At 64.5% G+C, this 17,427-nt stretch carries 18 protein-coding genes; 9 read left to right on the top strand and 9 right to left on the bottom strand.

All coding sequences use genetic code 11. From position 1 onward, the window contains the following. Window positions 1-120 precede the first annotated feature (120 nt). Window positions 121-1,227 (top strand): efflux RND transporter periplasmic adaptor subunit, encoded by a 1,107-nt coding sequence (locus NKJ77_RS25980; RefSeq protein WP_023687741.1) that lies wholly within the window; start codon window positions 121-123, stop codon window positions 1,225-1,227. Further along, entirely contained in the window at window positions 1,224-4,427 is a 3,204-nt protein-coding gene (locus NKJ77_RS25975) for an efflux RND transporter permease subunit (protein WP_023752682.1), read from the top strand. Before NKJ77_RS25980 ends, NKJ77_RS25975 begins: the two co-directional genes overlap by 4 nt. Before the next feature lie 30 nt (window positions 4,428-4,457). On the opposite strand, the gene NKJ77_RS25970 is transcribed toward NKJ77_RS25975, so the two are convergent. From NKJ77_RS25970 to hemC, 8 genes are all read right to left on the bottom strand, one after another. Next, entirely contained in the window at window positions 4,458-5,093 is a 636-nt protein-coding gene (locus tag NKJ77_RS25970) for a LolA family protein (RefSeq protein WP_023687739.1), read from the bottom strand. 56 nt (window positions 5,094-5,149) lie between these two features. Beyond that, window positions 5,150-5,413 (bottom strand): YMGG-like glycine zipper-containing protein, encoded by a 264-nt coding sequence (locus NKJ77_RS25965; protein ID WP_023670477.1) that lies wholly within the window; start codon window positions 5,411-5,413, stop codon window positions 5,150-5,152. Window positions 5,414-5,601: 188 nt separating this feature from the next. After that, window positions 5,602-6,318, bottom strand: a complete 717-nt coding sequence (locus NKJ77_RS25960; RefSeq protein ID WP_286487908.1) for a glutamine amidotransferase — start codon at window positions 6,316-6,318, stop codon at window positions 5,602-5,604. Between the two features lie 14 nt (window positions 6,319-6,332). Then, entirely contained in the window at window positions 6,333-6,812 is a 480-nt protein-coding gene (locus NKJ77_RS25955) for a tellurite resistance TerB family protein (protein ID WP_023702389.1), read from the bottom strand. 75 nt (window positions 6,813-6,887) lie between these two features. Further along, window positions 6,888-8,486, bottom strand: coding sequence for a heme biosynthesis protein HemY (locus NKJ77_RS25950; RefSeq protein WP_352535934.1), 1,599 nt, complete (start codon window positions 8,484-8,486; stop codon window positions 6,888-6,890). A gap of 10 nt (window positions 8,487-8,496) precedes the next feature. Then, a complete protein-coding gene (locus NKJ77_RS25945) occupies window positions 8,497-9,987 on the bottom strand; it encodes a COG4223 family protein (protein ID WP_352535933.1) in 1,491 nt (496 codons plus the stop codon). A 112-nt stretch (window positions 9,988-10,099) separates the two neighbouring features. After that, complete coding sequence (locus NKJ77_RS25940; protein ID WP_023824344.1) at window positions 10,100-10,813, bottom strand: uroporphyrinogen-III synthase; 714 nt, start codon at window positions 10,811-10,813, stop codon at window positions 10,100-10,102. Between the two features lies 1 nt (window position 10,814). Then, on the bottom strand, window positions 10,815-11,738 hold the full coding sequence (gene hemC / locus NKJ77_RS25935; protein WP_023702385.1) for a hydroxymethylbilane synthase: 924 nt from the start codon (window positions 11,736-11,738) through the stop codon (window positions 10,815-10,817). A 120-nt stretch (window positions 11,739-11,858) separates the two neighbouring features. Here hemC and tsaD point away from each other — a divergent pair, with 120 nt between their 5' ends. From tsaD to NKJ77_RS25905, 6 genes are all read left to right on the top strand, one after another. Beyond that, complete coding sequence (tsaD, locus tag NKJ77_RS25930) at window positions 11,859-12,944, top strand: tRNA (adenosine(37)-N6)-threonylcarbamoyltransferase complex transferase subunit TsaD (protein WP_352535949.1); 1,086 nt, start codon at window positions 11,859-11,861, stop codon at window positions 12,942-12,944. Next, window positions 12,941-13,963: an NAD(P)H-dependent glycerol-3-phosphate dehydrogenase gene (locus NKJ77_RS25925; RefSeq protein ID WP_352535932.1), complete on the top strand. Its 1,023-nt coding sequence runs from the start codon at window positions 12,941-12,943 to the stop codon at window positions 13,961-13,963. The genes tsaD and NKJ77_RS25925 overlap by 4 nt, the downstream gene beginning before the upstream one ends. A gap of 17 nt (window positions 13,964-13,980) precedes the next feature. Next, complete coding sequence (locus tag NKJ77_RS25920; RefSeq protein WP_023687732.1) at window positions 13,981-14,277, top strand: YciI-like protein; 297 nt, start codon at window positions 13,981-13,983, stop codon at window positions 14,275-14,277. A gap of 87 nt (window positions 14,278-14,364) precedes the next feature. Continuing rightward, a complete protein-coding gene (locus NKJ77_RS25915; protein ID WP_023670487.1) occupies window positions 14,365-14,790 on the top strand; it encodes an EVE domain-containing protein in 426 nt (141 codons plus the stop codon). Next, window positions 14,745-15,443, top strand: coding sequence for a class I SAM-dependent methyltransferase (locus tag NKJ77_RS25910; protein ID WP_023670488.1), 699 nt, complete (start codon window positions 14,745-14,747; stop codon window positions 15,441-15,443). Before NKJ77_RS25915 ends, NKJ77_RS25910 begins: the two co-directional genes overlap by 46 nt. A 105-nt stretch (window positions 15,444-15,548) precedes the next feature. Continuing rightward, window positions 15,549-15,968 carry a DUF1761 domain-containing protein gene (locus NKJ77_RS25905; protein WP_023702381.1) on the top strand — a complete coding sequence of 140 codons (420 nt, stop codon included), beginning with the start codon at window positions 15,549-15,551 and terminating at the stop codon, window positions 15,966-15,968. Between the two features lie 15 nt (window positions 15,969-15,983). Here NKJ77_RS25905 and gcvA read toward each other — a convergent pair whose 3' ends face one another. Beyond that, the gene (gene gcvA / locus NKJ77_RS25900; RefSeq protein ID WP_023702380.1) at window positions 15,984-16,904 is read right to left on the bottom strand and encodes a transcriptional regulator GcvA; all 921 of its coding nucleotides are present in this window, start codon (window positions 16,902-16,904) and stop codon (window positions 15,984-15,986) included. 135 nt (window positions 16,905-17,039) lie between these two features. Here gcvA and NKJ77_RS25895 point away from each other — a divergent pair, with 135 nt between their 5' ends. Further along, window positions 17,040-17,279, top strand: coding sequence for a hypothetical protein (locus tag NKJ77_RS25895; RefSeq protein WP_023670491.1), 240 nt, complete (start codon window positions 17,040-17,042; stop codon window positions 17,277-17,279). The last annotated feature ends 148 nt before the right edge of the window (window positions 17,280-17,427 follow it).

The following is a 17,427-nucleotide window of genomic DNA, read 5'->3' as shown; positions in this document are numbered from 1 at the left end:
GCGGGGACGCAAATGGACACTTCAGGGAATCGGCAATCGCATCGCGACGCAAGCGGGCGACCCAGCCGATCGGTCGGCTGGCTGGCCCGCTCCGCCGTCCCAGTGGCATTCCTGCTCGGCATGGCTTTCAGCAGCAACGCGTTTGCGCAGGACCAGCAACTGCCGGTGGTGACGGCGGCCAAGCCGGTGGTGCGTGAAATCGTCGAAGACGATGAGTTCGTCGGGCGCTTCGAAGCCGTCGACGAGGTTGCCATCCGTTCGCGCGTCAGCGGCTATCTGGACAAGATCAGCTTCCAGGACGGCGCACTGGTCAACAAGGGCGACCTGCTCTTCACCATCGACCAGCGTCCGTACCAGGCGGCCTACGATGCCGCCAAGTCGCAAGTAGACGTCGCCAAGTCCCTGCTCGAATTCTCCAAGATGCAGCTGGATCGCGCCGATGAACTCGCCAAGACCGGCAATATCTCGGCCGCGACGGTCGACGACCGTCGGCGGGAATACCTTTCGGCGCAGGCGCAGATGCAAGGCGCGACGGCTGCGCTGACGACGGCCAACCTGAATCTGGAGTTCACCGAGATCAAGGCGCCCTTGTCCGGCCGCATCGACCGCCGGCTGGTGTCGGTCGGCAACCTCGTGCAGCCGGATTCCACCTTGCTGACGACCATCGTCACGCGCGATCCGATCGACTTCTATTTCGACGTCGATGAGCGCCTGTATTTCAGCTACGCCCGCGACGCGAAGGAGCGCGGCGGCAGCATGCAGGAAGGCGCCGGCGGGCTCGAGGTGGTGGTTCGCGTCGCTGACCGCGCGGAGGCGGTATTCAAGGGCAAGCTCGATTTTGCCGAGAACCGGATCGACAACGCGACCGGCACCATGCGGGTGCGTGCAAGGTTTGCCAACGCCGACGGCGTTCTCCAGCCAGGCATGTTCGGGCGCATCAACGTGCCGGGGTCGCTGCCGCATAGCGGCGTCCTGGTGCCCGACGAGGCGGTCGGCGCCGATCAGGATCGCCGCATCGTGTACCTGGTGGATGAGGCCGGGATGGTGTCGGCGAAGCCCGTGCGCACCGGCCCGCTTCTCGACGGCTACCGGGTGATCCGCGCGGGCCTGACCGGCGACGAGACGATCATCGTCAACGGGCTGATGCACGCCAGGCCCGGCACCAAGGTGAAAGTCGAGATGGTGACGTTGCCGCCCAAGGTCGAGACCGCCGGGTTGCAGCAATGAGGTTCGCCCATTTCTTCGTCGACCGTCCGATCTTCGCATCGGTGGTTTCGATCGTCCTCCTGATCCTCGGCGGGATTGCTTATACCCAGCTGCCGATCGCGCAATATCCCGAGATCGCGCCGCCGACCATCGTCGTTCGCGCCCAGTACCCGGGCGCCGACGCCGAGACGGTCGCAGCGACGGTGGCAACGCCGATCGAGCAGGAGATCAACGGCGTCGAGGGCATGCTTTACATGTCGTCCTATTCGTCCGGCGACGGGGCGATGGCGCTGACCATCACCTTCAAGCTAGGCACCGATCTCGACCAGGCGCAGGTGCTGGTACAGAACCGCGTGTCGGTCGCCGAGCCGCGCCTGCCCGAAGAAGTCCGCCGCCTCGGCATCACCACCATCAAGAGCTCGCCCGACCTGATGATGGTCGTGCACATGCTGTCGCCCGACAATACCTACGACCAGCTCTACGTCTCGAACTACGCCCGCTCGCGGGTGCGCGACATACTGCTCAGGTTGGACGGCGTCGGCGACCTCATCATCTTCGGCGAACGCGAATATTCGCTGCGCATCTGGCTCGATCCGGAAAAACTGTCCGCCCTGGGGATGACCTCGGGCGATGTGGTGCAGGCGCTGCGCGACCAGAACGTCCAGGTGTCGGGCGGCTCCATCGGCGCGCCGCCGACCAATACCGGCACGGCGTTCCAGTACACGGTCACCACGCAAGGCCGCTTCAACGACGCACGCGACTTCCGATACGTGATCGTCAAATCGGCCGAAGACGGCCGCCTGATCCAGCTGCAGGACGTGGCGCGCATCGAGCTCGGCGCCAAGGATTACGTCACCAACTCCTATCTCAACGGCAAACCGGCGGTGGCGCTCGCCATCTTCCAGCGGCCAGGCACCAATGCGCTCGCCGCAGCCGCGGAGATCCAGGACAAGATGAAGGAGCTTTCCCAGGACTTCCCGAAGGGATTGAGCTACGACATCGTCTACAATCCGACCGAGTTCGTCGCCGAGTCGATCCAGGAGGTCTACAAGACGATCCTCGAGGCGATGGTGCTGGTCATCATCGTCATCATCGTCTTCCTGCAATCGTGGCGCATGGCGATCGTGCCGATCGTGGCGATCCCGGTGTCGCTGATCGGCACGCTGGCGGTGCTTTACGCCGCCGGCTTCTCCCTCAACATGCTGACGCTGTTCGGCCTCGTTCTGGCCATCGGCATCGTCGTCGACGATGCGATCGTCGTGGTCGAGAACGTCGAGCGAAATATCGCCAGGGGGTTGGCGCCCAATCCGGCGTCGCATCTGACCATGGACGAAGTCGGAACGGCGGTCATCGCGATCTCGCTGGTGCTGATAGCGGTGTTCGTGCCGACAGCCTTCATTCCCGGCATTTCCGGGCAGTTCTACCTGCAGTTTGCGATCACCATCGCGGTGTCGACGGCGATCTCGGCATTCAATTCGCTGACGCTCTCGCCGGCCTTGGCCGCGCTGCTGTTCAAGCCGCACCACACTGCTGCGGCGCCGCCGCGCTTTTTCCTGGCGCGGTTCGGACGGGCGCTCGCCGACGGCTTCAATGGCGGCTTCGACAAGGTCGCCCATTGGTATTCGAGCATCGTGCGCGTGCTGGTCGGCTCGCGGATAGCGATGGCCGCCACGCTGGCCGTTTTCGCGGCCCTCATCTACGCCACGGTCTATATGGTTCAGACGGTGCCGCGCGGTTTCATTCCGTCGCTCGACCAGGGGTATGCGATCGTCGTCGTCCAGTTGCCGGACGGCGCCTCGCTATCGCGGACCGATGCCGTCATCCAGCAGGCGTCGCAGATCATCCAGAAAACGCCGGGCGTCGACTACGCGGTCGCCTTCGCCGGCTTCTCCGGTGCCACCTTTACCAATGCCAGCAACGCGGGCGTGATCTTCGCCAGGTTCAAGCCGTTTGACGAGCGACTGGAAGCCGGCCAGTCCGCGACCCAGGTCATCGGCAATTTGTTCGGCAGCCTGCAAAGCATCAAGGAAGCCTTCATTATCGCACTGCCGCCGCCGCCGATCCGCGGCGTCGGCAATGCCGGCGGCTTCAAGCTGCAGATCCAGGAGCGCAACAGCGCCGACATGCGGCAGATCCTGGCGCTTGCCTATGAAATTGCCGGCAAGGCCAACAAGACGGCGGGGCTGACCGGCGTGTTCACCACCTTCTCCGCGTCCAGCCCGCAATTCTTCCTGGCGATCGATCGCGACAAGGCGCGCATCCTGAACGTGCCGATCCCCAACATCTTCGAGACGCTGTCGATCAATCTGGGCACCGCCTACGTCAACGACTTCAACGCTTTCGGGCGCGTCTACCAGGTGCGCGCGCAGGCCGACCAGGCGTTCCGCCTCGATCGCGCCGACATCTTGAAACTGAAGGTGCGCTCGGCGACCGGCGCGCTGGTTCCGCTGGGCACGTTGATCGAGATCCGCGACGTCACCGGCCCGGCGCTGGTCCAGCGCTACAACATGTACGTCTCCGTGCCGCTGCAGGGCAACGCCGCGCCCGGTGTTTCCACCGGCGATGCGCTTGCCAAGATGGAAGCGATCACGGCACAGACGTTGCCGGCCGGTACCTCCTACGAATGGACCGAACTCGCCTATCAGGAGCGCAACACCGGCAATGCCGCTGTCTATATCTTCGGACTGTCGGTGCTGTTCGTGTTCCTGGCGCTGGCGGCGCAATATGAAAGCTGGGTGCTGCCGTTCGCCATCGTGCTGGTGGTGCCGCTCGGCGTGCTCGCGGCGTTGCTCGGCGTGTCGTTCCGAGGGCTGGACAACAACATCCTCGTGCAAATCGGCCTCATCGTGCTGATCGGACTTGCCGCCAAGAACGCGATCCTCATCGTCGAATTCGCGCGGCAGGCGCAGGAACGCGGCCTGTCGGCCGCCGAGGCTGCCGTCGAAGCCTGCCGGCTCAGGCTGCGGCCGATCCTGATGACCGCCTTCTCGTTCATCCTCGGCGTCGTGCCGCTGATGATCGCGACAGGCCCGGGCGCGGAAATGCGCCAGTCGCTCGGCACCGCGGTGTTCTCCGGCATGCTCGGCGTCACCTTCGTCGGCCTGTTCCTGACGCCGGTGTTCTACGTCACGCTAAGGTCGCTGTTTTCACGGCGCAAGCCGCATGCCGAGGCCGAGCCTTCGGCACCGGCAGAGGTGCCGTCGGAGACGGCCGCCGAGTAGTGTTACACGGGCAGTTCGTGGCGCTGCCGACTATTTCGTTTTGGTGTTGAATTCACGGTTTGCGGCATAGTCGATAGTGAAGGTGCCCGCAGGAGCGCGAACGCCCTGCTTCACGTTGGATATGGTGACTGTCGAGGTAAGGCCCCTCTCGTCAGTCAGGGTCCATCTGCGTAGATCGAGCGATTCCCTGTCAAACACCATAGTGATATTCGAATTGCCGAAGGCCGACTTGTCGGCCAGCCTGATGATCACCTGGGCGCCATCGTCCTTGATACTTTTGAGGCGATTGCCGGAAAAGTTGACCTGATTGTCGAGGAGCAGCTTGAGCGGCGTCTTCGAGAGAGCATAAAGCCGCGATGTCTTGAGCTTCTTGTTATAGACCACCAAGGATTTTCCATCTGCAATTACGCTGACCCCTGATTGGCCTGCATAGTTGAACCGGATCTTGCCCGGCCGCTGGAGGAAAAATTTCCCTTTGGTCCTTTCCGCTCTTGGGCCCGACTGGACAAAGTCCCCGGACATGGACTTTACCGATGAGAAGTGATCGGCAATCGTCTTCGCTTCTACAGGTGCGGCCAAGGCCGCGGTCGAAAGTTCGGCGTTTATCGCGACAGCGCTGACAACGGCGAACCAGAAAGCCCGCAGTCTTTTGCTGTTATATGCCATTCAGTTATCCTACCCCGAAAAGACGCGTGATCGAAAGAGATCACGCGTCTTTGAGATCAGTAGCCGTCCGGGCACTGAGCAACGTAAACTCGACCGTTCCGACCGCGATATCTGCACTGGCCGGCTTCGCTGGCGTGCCCGATGACCGCCCCGGCCAGCGCTCCGACCGCCCCGCCAACAACCGCCCCTTTTACCGGGTCGCCGGCCACTGCTGCGCCTACAGCTGCGCCACCCAAACCACCGACGGCAGCGCCTTGTTCGGTGCGGGAGCATGCCGCGAGCGGAATGAGTAGGCTCAAAATGAGCAGCGTCTTCTTCATTGGTTCTCTCCTGGGGCCGTTATTAGCCGAAGCTTAAATGCGCCACGGAGTTTTTCGATCCATCGGAGTGTTTGGGGCGCAATCCAAATCTGCGGGAACGGGCTAAGGTCCCGGATCCATCGTACACGCCTCCCAGAGGTAAGTCGTCTTTGGGCAAGCTCGGCCGTTCAGAGTAGTTGGATTTTGCTCTATCCCTCAGTAGGCTTGCCGAAGATCAGGCTCAAAAATTCGCTCAGCCAGCGCTTGAGGTGCATATCCCAGATCAGCCGGCCGCCGAGATGGTCGCGGCCGGGCTGCGCGCCGGGCAATTCGAAACGGTGTGCGCCGCGCACCACCCAGCGCTGCATCATCAACTGGGTCAGTTCGCCATGGAACTGGATGCCCCAGGCATTGTCGCCATAGCGAAAAGCCTGGTTGGGGTAGGTTTCCGCCGTGGCCAGCAGCGTCGCATCCCTGGGCAGCGAAAAGCCTTCGCGGTGAAACTGGTAAACCATGTCGGGCCAGGGCAGCAGCTTTTTGCCGGCTTCGGTCGGCTTCAGCGGATACCAGCCGATCTCGACCAGCCCCTCGCCATGCCCCTCGACCTTGCCGCCGAGATGATTGGCCAGCATCTGCGCGCCAAGGCAGATGCCGAGGAAGGGCCGGTTCTCCTTTAGCGGAACATTGAGCCAGTTGGTCTCGCGGCGGACGAACTCATCTTCGTCATTGGCGCTCATCGGCCCGCCGAACACCACGGCGCCGGCGTGTCCCTCCAGCGTCTCCGGCAGGCTGTCGCCGAGAGGCGGCCGGCGGATGTCGAGGTCGAAACCTTCCTCGAGCAGCATGTGGCCAACCCGGCCGGGGCTCGAAGTCTCCTGATGCAGCACGATCAGGATTTTTGGTTTCGAGCTCGGTCTGGGCGGCATGGAAAGGCGGAATCCTATTCGTCGCTCGACGTTCCGCTGGCGCCGGGCGCGGCGGCCGCCGCCTTGCGGCGCGCCTCGACGCGATCCTGGCGCTCGACGCCGATTAGCTCGGCGACGCGCCAGACGGTGTTGTCCTCCAGTTCATGCAGTTCGCCGTCGGCATAGACGATTTCCCACATCAGGCCGATGAAAGCCTTGCGCGCCTCGGCGTCGAGATGGCGCTTCAAGACGCTGGTGAAGGCATAGAGGTCGATCGCCTCATTGTCGGCGCGCTCGCCGGCGGCAGCCAGTGCATCGAGCTCGTCGCCGCTGATCGAATAGCTCTGCGCCAGCACCTGCTTGAACCGCTCCCACTCGACATCCTGGCGCACGCCGTCGGCATTCATCACATGATAGAGCAAAGCCGACGCCGCAACGCGCGGATCGTCCGCATTGGCGCGAGCCCCAGCCCCGGAGGGCAGGTCTTTCAGAAAGGCCAGGACGCGTTCGAACATGGTGCTCACTTCACTTTATTGGAGCATGATCTTTTCCAAAACCGCTATCGACTTTTTGGGATCATGCTTCAGGGATCAAAACAGGCGGAAGCGGCGCGGTGACTTCTCCGCTTCGTCGTCGGGGTCGACGCCAGGGTCGTCGGGCAGCCGAGCCAGTTCCTCGGCAGGTTCGACGGGTTCGGCATCGGGCGGTATTGCGGCGAAAGCGGCGGAAGTGACCGGTGTGACCTGCTCATCGCCCACAGCGGGCTTCGACTCGGTCGGCGCCTCGCTGCTCCTGGCAACGGCGGGATGATCGACCACTTCGGCTTCCTTTGTCGGCTTGGCGGGTGCCGCAAGCACCGGCACATCGGCTTCGTCTTCATGGCTGTCGATGAGCTGGCCCAGCCGCTCCATCGGTGCGCGCCAGGCGAAAGCGTCGAGCTTGCCGCTGACCGGCGATACCGGCGCCCAGCGTTCGGAGACGACGCCGTCGGCGACCCAGGCCGGATCGCGCGGCGCCCTGACCGCCTTGGACAGCAATTGCCTGATCTTGCCCTGGTCGCCGGTCTCTGCCTCCTCGATATCGGCCAGCAGCAGGTAAGCGCCTTCCCGGCGATCCATCCGGACCGCCGCTTCCGCCTCGCGGCGGGCGGTGGAAAAATCCTGCGCATCGAGCGCGGCGCGCGCCACCGTCATCGACGATTCGGCATTGTTGCGCTTCAGCTCCTGCAGCTTCTTCGCCCGGTTGAGACGATCGACCACGGCATCTCCCGGCCTTGCGTGGGTGTAGAGCTCGGCGATCTCGGGATGCGGCTCAGCCTTCCAGGCTGCCTCAAGGATCTTCGAGCCTTTGCGCACATCGTTCTGTTTGAACAGAAGATTGGCGGCTGCAACCGCGGCCGGCGCGAAATCGGGCGCGAGCTTGTTTGCCTCGAGTGCCGCTGCCTTGGCTGCATTGGGGTCGCTGTCGGTCAGCGCCTGCGCCTTGGCGGTCAACAGCACGGCGCGGCGGCGATTGGCGGCGTCGCGTTCGATCTGCCTGGTCGACTTCTGCGCCTCCACCAGCTTCAGCGCGCCGTCCCAGTCGCCGCGCCCGGTCAGATCTTCCAGCGTCGATTCGGCGGCCCAAGCCAGTTGCGGCGCGACGGAAGCGGCGCGGCCGGCATAGTGACGCGCCGCGTTGCGGTCGCCGAGCCGTTCGGCTTCGAGATAGAGCCCGCGCAGGCCAAGCAGCCGCATTTCGGGGTCGTCGAGCATGGCCTCGAATTTTTCGCGCGCGCCCTCATGGTCGCCTTCGAGCAGCGAGGCTTGCGCTTCGAGCAGCTGGATCAGCGGCTCCTGGTCGGAGCGGATCAGTTTGGCGGCTTCCTTGGACTTCTTGCGGGCCAGCGCGCCGTCGCCGGCGCCGGCTGCGATCATGCCGGTCGACAGCGCCTGGTAGCCGCGGTCGCGGCGGCGGACGCGGAAATAGCGCGAGATCGTGTATGGGCTGTTCCACAGCGACTTGATCAGCCACCAGACGATCATCACCGCTGCGACGACGGCAACGATCGCCACCGCCGCCACCATCAGGCTGACCTGGTATTGGTAACCGTTGAAGGTAACGACCATCTCGCCGGGACGATCGGCCAGCCAGGCAAAGCCCAGACCGAGGGCGAAGACGGCGGCGAGAAAGATGAGAATGCGGATCATCGTGTCGTCCTCATGCCTTCATCGCTCCTGCAATCAGCGCGTCGACCTGCGTCTCGACGTCGATGCGCGCCTTCAGTTTGCCGGCAAAGTCGGCGCCGGCAGCCTTGACCGCATCCGGCAGCGTTGCGTATTCGCTGAGCGCCTTGGCGTAGTCGCCCTGGTTGACCGCCACTTCGATGCGCGCCACGGTTTCCGGCGCGCCGGCGCCTTCGACGGCGCCGATCGGCCGGACCTTGACCAGCGATTCGGCGCTCGACAAAAGGTTCTGGAAGAAGCCGGCATTTTCATCGACCGGCGTCGCCGCCGCGACCATCGCATTGGCCGCGGCGTCGGCCTCGCCGGCGATCTCGGTGCGGGTCGGGACGCCCTTTTCAGCGTAGGGGCGCAGCGCTGCAATCTGCGGTGCATCGGGCGAGATCGCCGCGAAGGTCTCCAACTCGGCGGCGAACGGCGCGCCGCGGTCAAGCGCCGCCTTCAAGGCCGAAGCGGCGATGGCCATCGCGATCTTTGGCTGCGAGGCCTGCGCATCGACCTTGCCGGCGAGCTGCATCACCGACTGCTCCAGCGCGGCGATCTTGCCTTCCTGCGTCTTGGCTGCCTCACCGGCCGATTTCACCAGTGCGTCGAGGCCCGCCAGTCTTTCATTGAGCGGCGCGAGATCGACGGGCGCTGCACCACCGGCCTGACCAAGGGCGGCGACCGCCGTCTCTATCTGCTTGACCTTGTCGCCAAGCGCTGCAAGCCCGGCATTGTCGCCGGCGCCGCCCTTTTCGACCGCCGATTTCAGCGATGCGACATCGGCCTTGACCTGATCCAGCGCCGAAGACAGCCCGTCGACCTTGGCCGTTGCGGCGCCATTGCCGCTGGCTTCCCTGAGGTCGGCGATTTCGCGCTTCAGCGAAGCGATCTCGCCATTGACGCCGTCGAGCGAGACCGTGCCCGCCCCTGAGCCCGGAGCGCCAAGCACGCCGGCAAACTGCAGCCCCCCGGCGGCAGCCAGCGCGATGACACCGCCGATGATGCCGGCGGCAATGCCGTTCGTGCGCTTCGGTTGCGCGGCCATGGGCTGGTTCCCGGCTGTCCTTGGGGTTTCCTTGGGTGCACCCGGCTTGGGCGAGGCATCCTCGAAACTGTAGTCGGAGGTTCTGGCGCGCGGTGGCGCATCCGAAGCGGTGGGGTAAGGCTGCTCCGCCTGGGTGGACGCCTTCGCATCGGCGCTTTCGGGAGCGGCCTGCGCCGCGGCGTCGGAGTGCTCCCACGGCTCGAGATCGGCTTGATCGGCATGAACGGGCTCGTCAGGCGTCTCCGGCTGCGCATTGGCCATGGCAGCCGCATCCTCAGCCGCAACCGACCCTGCCGGGGCCTCGACGTCGTCCGAGTTCGCGACATCCGTCTTGGCGGCATCCGCATCGGCAATGCGCGAGACAGCGCCGGGTTCGAGTTCGATGGTCACCGGCTCGCGGTGGCTTTTCGAATGTCGCATCTTCGGCGTCTTGACCATGCCTGGGCTCCGCAATCCTGCTTCGTCTGGGCGCCCGACGGCGCGTGATGGTTTGAAAAATGGTCTAGCACATCATCATCAGGTGAAAAGGGGCGGCGTGATGACACGGGGCTCAGTCGCCGCGGTGCAACAGCTCAAGCAGCGCCTCCTCCTGCGGTTCCCGCGCAATGCGTATTTTTTTGCCGGCGGCATTGTCAAACGCCGCTGCCACGCGCTCGGAGAGCGCAAAAACCTGCATGTTTTCAAAGAGATCGCGCAGCCCCGCCCGGTCGGTCAAGGCCTGCAACGCTGCCGCCGCCTTGGCTGAATAGAGCAGCATCGCGTCGACCGCCTGATGGGACAGGCGTGCACGGATTTCATCATCGGAATAATCGAGCGAAATCGTGTCGTAGGTTTCGACGGTGCGGACCTCGACGCCGGCCTTTCGCAGCGGCGCCTCGAAGGCCGGAAACCGCACGCGCCCTGTGAGATAGACGACCGCCTTGCCGGAAAGGCCGGCAGCAATCGCCTCGGCCAGCCGCTCGGCGTCGCCCGCCCCTTCGCTGACCGACAAGAACCCTGCCCAACGTGCCGCTTCAGCCGTCCTGCGTCCGACGGCATGGCAAGGCAAGGCGGCGAGCGCACGAATGAGTTCTTTCGGCGCATGCCGCACGGCATTGGCGCTGGTCACAGCGACGGCCACGGCATTGTCGCTCGCAGCATCGGCGCCAACCGGCAGTGTCACCGTTTCGGTCAGCGGCAGAAGGAGCGGCTCAAATCCCAATTCCTGCAGCCGCCGCATGGTTCGCGACGCCCCGGGTTGCGGCCGCGTCACCAGGACACGCATATCAGACCCAGCCGTCGAAGAAGGTTTCGCCCGCTTTGACCCGCACCATCCTGGCCGCGTCCGTGCCGATGTCAGCGGCATCCAGCGCCAAGCCTTCGGCCTTGACCTCATGCGATTGCGTGCCATCGGGCGAAATGATCAGCCCGGCGAAAACCAGCCTGCCGCCCGAGATCGTCGCATAGCCGGCGATCGGCGTGCGGCAGGAGCCGTCGAGCGCCGCCAGGAAGGCGCGCTCACAGGCCAGCGCCTGGCCTGTCGGCACATCATGGATGGCCACCAGCATCTTTTCGACCTCGCTGTCGCCGATGCGGGTTTCGATGCCGATTGCGCCTTGTCCCGGCGCCGGCGGAAAAGCATCGAGCGGCATCAGGTCGGTGACGACATGGCCGAGCCCGAGCCGCTTCAGCCCGGCATAAGCGAGGATCGTGCCTTCGGCGACGCCTTCCTCCAGCTTGCGCAGCCTGGTCTGCACATTGCCGCGGAACATGACCACGTCTAGGTCCGGCCGCATGCGCCGGATCAGCGCCTGGCGCCTGAGCGAAGACGACCCGACCTTGGCGCCTTGCGGCAAATCAACAATGCGCTTCACCACCTTGCCGATGAAGGCGTCCCGCGCATCCTCGCGCGGCAGGAAGGCGGACAGCTCCAGCCCGACCGGCAGCACTGTCGGCATGTCCTTGGAGGAATGCACGGCGATATCGATCGTGCCGGCCAGCAGCGCCTCTTCGATTTCCTTGGTGAACAGCCCCTTGCCGCCGGCTTCCGACAGCGGCCGGTCCTGGATGCGGTCGCCGCTGGTCGAAATGACGACGACCTCGAAGGCTTCCGCCGGCATGCCATGCGCTTCCATCAGCCGCGCCTGCGTCTCATGCGCCTGGGCGAGCGCCAGCGGGCTGCCGCGTGTTCCTATTTTCAAAGTTTGCATGGCGCGCGGTCCGTGATAACCCCCGGCTGGCTTTGCGTTTCCGGCGCTCTCCCTAACGAGGCCCGCCTCTACTAACTAGGAAAGTCCGGCGACACAATCTCTGGAGACAGCGACGAATTGATCCGCGTTCTGGGCATTGAGACGAGTTGCGACGAGACCGCCGCCAGCGTGGTGACGCTGGACGGCGATTCCGTGCCGGTGATTGCGTCCAACATCGTGCTCAGCCAGATCGAGGAGCACGCCGCCTTCGGCGGCGTCGTGCCGGAGATCGCCGCGCGTGCCCATGTCGAGGCGCTGGACGGCATTGTCGAGGCCGCTCTTGCGGATTCGGGCGTAGCCCTGGCCGACATCGACGCCATTGCCGCCACTGCTGGCCCCGGCCTGGTCGGCGGGCTGATCGTCGGCCTGATGACGGCCAAGGCGATTGCAGCGGCCGCCGGCAAGCCGCTGATCGCCATCAACCATCTCGAAGGCCACGCACTGACCGCAAGGCTGACCGACGGGCTCGACTTTCCCTATTTGCTGCTGCTGGTTTCCGGCGGCCACACCCAGATCGTCGCCGTGCGCGGCGTTGGCGACTACCAGCGCTGGGCGACGACCATCGACGACGCGCTCGGCGAAGCTTTCGACAAGACGGCCAAAATGCTCGGCCTGCCCTATCCCGGCGGCCCGAACGTCGAAAAGGCGGCAATGTCGGGCGATGCGGCGCGCTTTGCCCTTCCGCGGCCGATGAAGGGCTCGGCGCAGCCCGATTTCTCCTTCTCCGGCCTCAAGACTGCGGTGCGCCAGGCGGCGACCGCCATCCAGCCGCTGAGTGAGCAGGATGTCGCCGACATCTGCGCCTCGTTCCAGGCGGCAGTAGCCGATGCGCTGGGCGACCGCGTGGCCCGCGCGCTTGCCCGCTTCCGTGACGAATTTCCGGACAAGGCCAAGCCGGCGCTGGTCGTTGCCGGTGGCGTCGCCGCCAACAGAGCGATCAAGGCGACGCTGCAGAAGCAGTGCGCCGAGGCCGGCTTCGCCTTTGTCGCGCCGCCGCTCAAACTGTGCACCGACAATGCGGCGATGATCGCCTGGGCCGGGATCGAGCGGTTGCGGGCAGGCCTGTCGCAAGAGAACGGCTTCGATTTCGTGCCGCGTTCGCGCTGGCCGCTGGACAGCATTTCGGCGCCGATGGTCGGCTCCGGCCGGCGTGGAGCGAAAGCATGAGCGCCAGCAAGACAAGCGGCAGGGACAAGACCGGCTGGCGCGTCGCCGTGCTTGGCGGCGGCGCCTGGGGCACGGCGCTGGCGCTGGCGATGCTGCGCTCCGGTCACGATGTGCGGCTCTACGCCCGCGACGAAGAGACGGTTTCCGCGATCCGCCGCGGCGAGAACCCGCGTTATCTCCCCGGCATCGCCATTGAAACAGGCATTGCGGCGACCAGCGATATCGGCACTGCCCTGACTGATGCCGATTGCGCGCTGGCCGTGGCACCGGCACAGGCGCTGCGCGCCATGCTGACGACGGCAAAGCCCCATATGCCGAAAGGCATCCCGCTGGTTCTCTGCGCCAAGGGTATCGAGCGCGACACCGGCGCGCTGCTGTCGGCGATCGTTGGTGAGATTCTGCCCGAAACTCCGGTTTCGGCCCTGTCCGGTCCGAGCTTTGCCGCCGACGTCGCCAGGGGTCTGCCGACCGCTGTCGTGGTTGCTGCACGCGACGACGCCTTGGCGGCCGAGCTTGCCGCGCGCTTTTCGGCGCAGAATCTGCGCTGCTATTCCAGCGACGATTTGATCGGCGTCGAGATTGGCGGCGCTTTGAAGAATGTCTTCGCCATTGCCGCTGGCGCCGTCACCGGCGCCGGGCTCGGCGCCAGCGCGCAGGCCGCCATGGTGACGCGCGGCTTCGTCGAACTGCGCCGCATCGGCGCGTCCTTCGGCGCCAAGCCGGAGACGCTGATGGGGCTTTCCGGCCTCGGCGACCTTTTGCTCACCTGCTCTTCCGCCCAGTCGCGCAATTTCGCCTATGGGCTGGCGCTGGGGCAAGGTAAGCCCTTGTCGGGACTGCCACTCGCCGAAGGCGTGCCGACGGCGGCGATCGCCGCCCGCATCGCCACCGAGCGCCACATCGACGCGCCGATCATCGCTGCGGTGTCGGCGATACTGGACGGCACGATCACCATTCGGCAAGCTGTGTCCGCGCTGATGACGCGACCCCTGAAAACCGAAACCGACCTCTATCCCTAAACAAACCGGAGTTTAACATGCTGTTTGCGTTGATTTGCAAGGACAAGCCGGGCAGCCTGCAGGTGCGGGTCGATACGCGGCCGGTCCACGTCGCCTTTCTCGAACGCCTGAACGCCGACAACAAACTGGCCTTTGCCGGCCCGTTCCTGGACGCCGAGGGCAAGCCCAATGGCAGCCTCGTCGTCGTGGAAGCGCCCGACCTCGCCGGTGCGCAGGCGCTGTCGGCTGCCGACCCCTATGCCAAGGCCGGGCTGTTCGAAAGTGTCGAAATCCGCCAGTGGAACTGGACCTTCAACAAGCCGGCGGCTAGTTAGTTCCGGCGGCGCCTCGAGTGATCCCAGGAAAAGTGTGTAACGGTTTTCCGTCCGGAATTGCGCAAAAATAGTAGTTGGAGCAAAGACATGAACTACTGGCTGTTCAAATCCGAACCTTCGGTCTTCTCCTTCGAGGCGCTGAAGGCCAAGGGCAAGGCCGGCACGCAGTGGGACGGCGTGCGCAACTATGCAGCGCGCAACAACATGAAGGCGATGCAGATCGGCGATCTCGGCTTCTTCTATCACTCCAATGAGGGGCTGAACGTCGTCGGCATTGCCGAGGTCTGCGCGCTTGCCCATCAGGATACCACCACCGACGATCCGCGCTGGGAATGCGTCGACATCCGCGCCTTCAAGGACGTGCCGAACCCGCCGACGCTGGAACAGGTCAAGGCCAATCCGAAGCTTGCCGAGATGGCGCTGGTGCGGCTTGGACGGCTTTCCGTACAGCCGGTGACGCCGGCCGAATGGAAGGAAGTCTGCCGCATGGGCGGCCTGACGCCGGCTCCGTGACGGTCCTCACGCCGAACAGCGCGAAAAAGTTCATTCTCGACAACACGGCGCTTATGTCGCCGCCGCATGTGCCGGAGATTGTCCTCAATCTTGCCGACGAAGCGCATGACCTCTGGCAGCGCACGGAGAACGAGCTGATTGAAATCGGCCTGCCGCCGCCGTTCTGGGCCTTTGCCTGGGCCGGCGGTCAGGGCCTTGCCCGTTACGTGCTGGACAATCCGTCGGATGTGCGGGGCAAACGCGTGCTCGACTTCGCCTCCGGCTCCGGCCTTGTCGCCATCGCCGCCGCCAAGGCGGGTGCGGCGCACGTGATCGCCGCCGACATCGACCCGTTCTGCGAAACGGCGGTCCGCCTCAACGCAGAGGCCAATGGCGTTGCCATCGACTTTTGCGGCACGGACTGCATCGGCACCGACGCCGGCTGGGACGTGGTGCTGGCCGGCGACGTCTTCTACGACAAATCCTTCGCCGACACGCTGATGCCGTGGTTTTCGACACTGAAGGCGCGCGGCGCTGACATCCTCGTCGGCGATCCGGGCCGCTCCTACATGCCGAAGGCGGGACTGGAGCCGCTCGCCGTCTACGAAGTGGCGGTGACGCGGGCGCTGGAGGACGCCCTGGTCAAGCGCACCACGGTGTGGCGCTTCGCTTGACGGCATTGCCGAACAGGCGTTCCATCGCGCATTGATTTGAAGAATACGCATGTCGTTATCCCAGAACCGTCAGGCTTTGGGCGGCATGCTTGAGGGGAGGGCTTTATGGATTTTTCAGTGGTGAACTGGCTGGCGGTGGTTGTCGCGGCCGTCGCGGCGTGGCTGTTTGGCGCGGTCTGGTACACGGTCCTCAGCAAGCCTTGGATGAGGGCGGCCAGGATCGATCCGTCAACGTCAAAGAAATCAATATTGCCCTTCATCATCTCCTTCATCGCCGAGCTGATCATGGCGCTGGTCTTGGCCTTGGTCGTCGGCGCGATGACGGGCGGCGAGCCGGTCCTTGTCGCAGGGCTGGTCTTCGGCTTCGTCCTCTGGCTGGGTTTCGTCGCCACGACGCTGACGGCCAACCATAGCTATGAGAATTTCGGCTGGGACCTGACCCTGATCGACGGCGGCCACTGGCTCGGCGTGCTGTTGATCATCGGCGCGGTGATCGGCTGGTTCGGGACGCCGGTCGCCGGCTGAGGCCTGCAGAAGTCGTCAGGTCTGCGTCCTGGCGACTTCGTCGAGGATCCATTCGCGGAAAGCGATGATGCGCGGATCGTTGGCAGTGCTCTCGGGATAGACCAGGAAGTAGCCGAACTCCGGCCCCACGCGCAGACCGAGTTCAAAGGGCTGCACCAGCCTTCCCTGGGAAAGGTCGTTTGCCACCATGGCGAACTCGGCGAGCGCCACGGCATTGCCGTCGAGCGCCGCCTGCACGGCATCGGTAGAGGTTCCAAACACGATAGTCCGGCTGTCGTCGAAATCGTTGATGCCGGCCGCCGCCATCCACATGCGCCAGTTCGGCCATGTCACGCCTTGGCGCGACCATTCGATATGGGCAAGCGTGTGGTTGAAGAGGTCGCGCGGTTCGCGCAGCGACGGGCCGGAGGTCAGCAGGCTCGGGCTGCACACCGGAATGAGGATGTTGTCGAACAGGCGATGGGCGCGAAGCCCCGGATACTTGCCGACCCCGAACCGGATGCCGACATCGACGTCGTCGAGTTCGAAATCGCGCACTTCGTAGCCGATGTCGAACCTCAGCTCGATACTGGGCTGAAGTTTGCGAAAATCGTCGACGCGCCGCATCAGCCATTTTGACGCGAACTGCGCGTCGAGCGTTACCTTCAGCAATGCCGTGCCGCGCGTCAGCTTGCGCGCCCGCGACACCGCCCGGTTGAGCAGGTCGAGCGCATCGATCGAGGCCTCGAACAGCACCGTACCTGCCTCGGTCAACCGGATGGTACGACTGGTTCGCGTGAACAGCACCAGCCCGAGCTGATCCTCGATTTCCTTGATCTGGTGGCTGACCGCCGCCGGCGTCAGCCCGAGCTCGTCGGCAGCGCGGGTGAAATTGAGGTGGCGGGCGGCGGCTTCCAGAGTCCTCAGCGCGCGCGTTCCGGGCAACAGACGGGACATCAACGTATCCTCAAATAAAACTTGACGATCTGAAAAGAACTACTCGTTTCTCTCATGGATTTCAATGCGGCATGATGCATCCATCGAAACACCATCAAGCCGGATTTGATATCCGGCGGAACACGGGAGCGCATCATGTCCATCTTCGTTTTGAACTCGCCAGCAGCTCGCTCGAACTGGTTGCATGCCGTAACGGACTGGCTTCGCCAGGCGAAAGTCGCCATCAACCTGCCGCGCCAGGACGTGGAGGATCTGTCGGATCGCCAGTTGCGCGACGTCGGCGCGCAGCGCAAGGACGTGACGCGGGCCGTGGACCGGGAACTCGGCCGGCTTGGATTGCTGGACACTGGGTGGCAGAAGCCGAGAAGGCGTTAGGCAATGGTGAGTAGTGAGTAGTGAGTAGTGAAGGATTGAAACGACGCCGAGACCATCCTACTCCCTACTCCCTACTCCCTACTCCCTACTCCCTACTCCCTACTCCCTACTCCCTACTCCCTACTCCCTACTCCCTACTCCCTACTCC

Origin of the sequence: Mesorhizobium sp. M0052, assembly GCF_040323255.1 — a bacterium.
Lineage (GTDB): Bacteria > Pseudomonadota > Alphaproteobacteria > Rhizobiales > Rhizobiaceae > Mesorhizobium.
The sequence above is the reverse complement of the archived record's forward strand: the minus strand, read 5'-3'. Positions and strand labels throughout refer to the sequence as shown.

Bases quoted from the DNA above. Each gene is read 5' to 3' on its own strand.
- NKJ77_RS25960 (WP_286487908.1), bottom strand. From the start codon at position 6,318: ATGCCGCCCAGACCGAGCTCGAAACCAAAAATCCTGATCGTGCTGCAT.
- NKJ77_RS25920 (WP_023687732.1), top strand. From the start codon at position 13,981: ATGCTGTTTGCGTTGATTTGCAAGGACAAGCCGGGCAGCCTGCAGGTG.
- NKJ77_RS25980 (WP_023687741.1), top strand. From the start codon at position 121: ATGGCTTTCAGCAGCAACGCGTTTGCGCAGGACCAGCAACTGCCGGTG.
- NKJ77_RS25905 (WP_023702381.1), top strand. From the start codon at position 15,549: ATGGATTTTTCAGTGGTGAACTGGCTGGCGGTGGTTGTCGCGGCCGTC.
- NKJ77_RS25910 (WP_023670488.1), top strand. From the start codon at position 14,745: ATGGAAGGAAGTCTGCCGCATGGGCGGCCTGACGCCGGCTCCGTGACG.
- NKJ77_RS25965 (WP_023670477.1), bottom strand. From the start codon at position 5,413: ATGAAGAAGACGCTGCTCATTTTGAGCCTACTCATTCCGCTCGCGGCA.
- NKJ77_RS25940 (WP_023824344.1), bottom strand. From the start codon at position 10,813: ATGCGTGTCCTGGTGACGCGGCCGCAACCCGGGGCGTCGCGAACCATG.
- NKJ77_RS25945 (WP_352535933.1), bottom strand. From the start codon at position 9,987: ATGGTCAAGACGCCGAAGATGCGACATTCGAAAAGCCACCGCGAGCCG.
- gcvA (WP_023702380.1), bottom strand. From the start codon at position 16,904: ATGTCCCGTCTGTTGCCCGGAACGCGCGCGCTGAGGACTCTGGAAGCC.
- NKJ77_RS25975 (WP_023752682.1), top strand. From the start codon at position 1,224: ATGAGGTTCGCCCATTTCTTCGTCGACCGTCCGATCTTCGCATCGGTG.
- NKJ77_RS25925 (WP_352535932.1), top strand. From the start codon at position 12,941: ATGAGCGCCAGCAAGACAAGCGGCAGGGACAAGACCGGCTGGCGCGTC.
- NKJ77_RS25950 (WP_352535934.1), bottom strand. From the start codon at position 8,486: ATGATCCGCATTCTCATCTTTCTCGCCGCCGTCTTCGCCCTCGGTCTG.
- NKJ77_RS25970 (WP_023687739.1), bottom strand. From the start codon at position 5,093: ATGGCATATAACAGCAAAAGACTGCGGGCTTTCTGGTTCGCCGTTGTC.
- NKJ77_RS25915 (WP_023670487.1), top strand. From the start codon at position 14,365: ATGAACTACTGGCTGTTCAAATCCGAACCTTCGGTCTTCTCCTTCGAG.
- hemC (WP_023702385.1), bottom strand. From the start codon at position 11,738: ATGCAAACTTTGAAAATAGGAACACGCGGCAGCCCGCTGGCGCTCGCC.
- NKJ77_RS25955 (WP_023702389.1), bottom strand. From the start codon at position 6,812: ATGTTCGAACGCGTCCTGGCCTTTCTGAAAGACCTGCCCTCCGGGGCT.
- NKJ77_RS25895 (WP_023670491.1), top strand. From the start codon at position 17,040: ATGTCCATCTTCGTTTTGAACTCGCCAGCAGCTCGCTCGAACTGGTTG.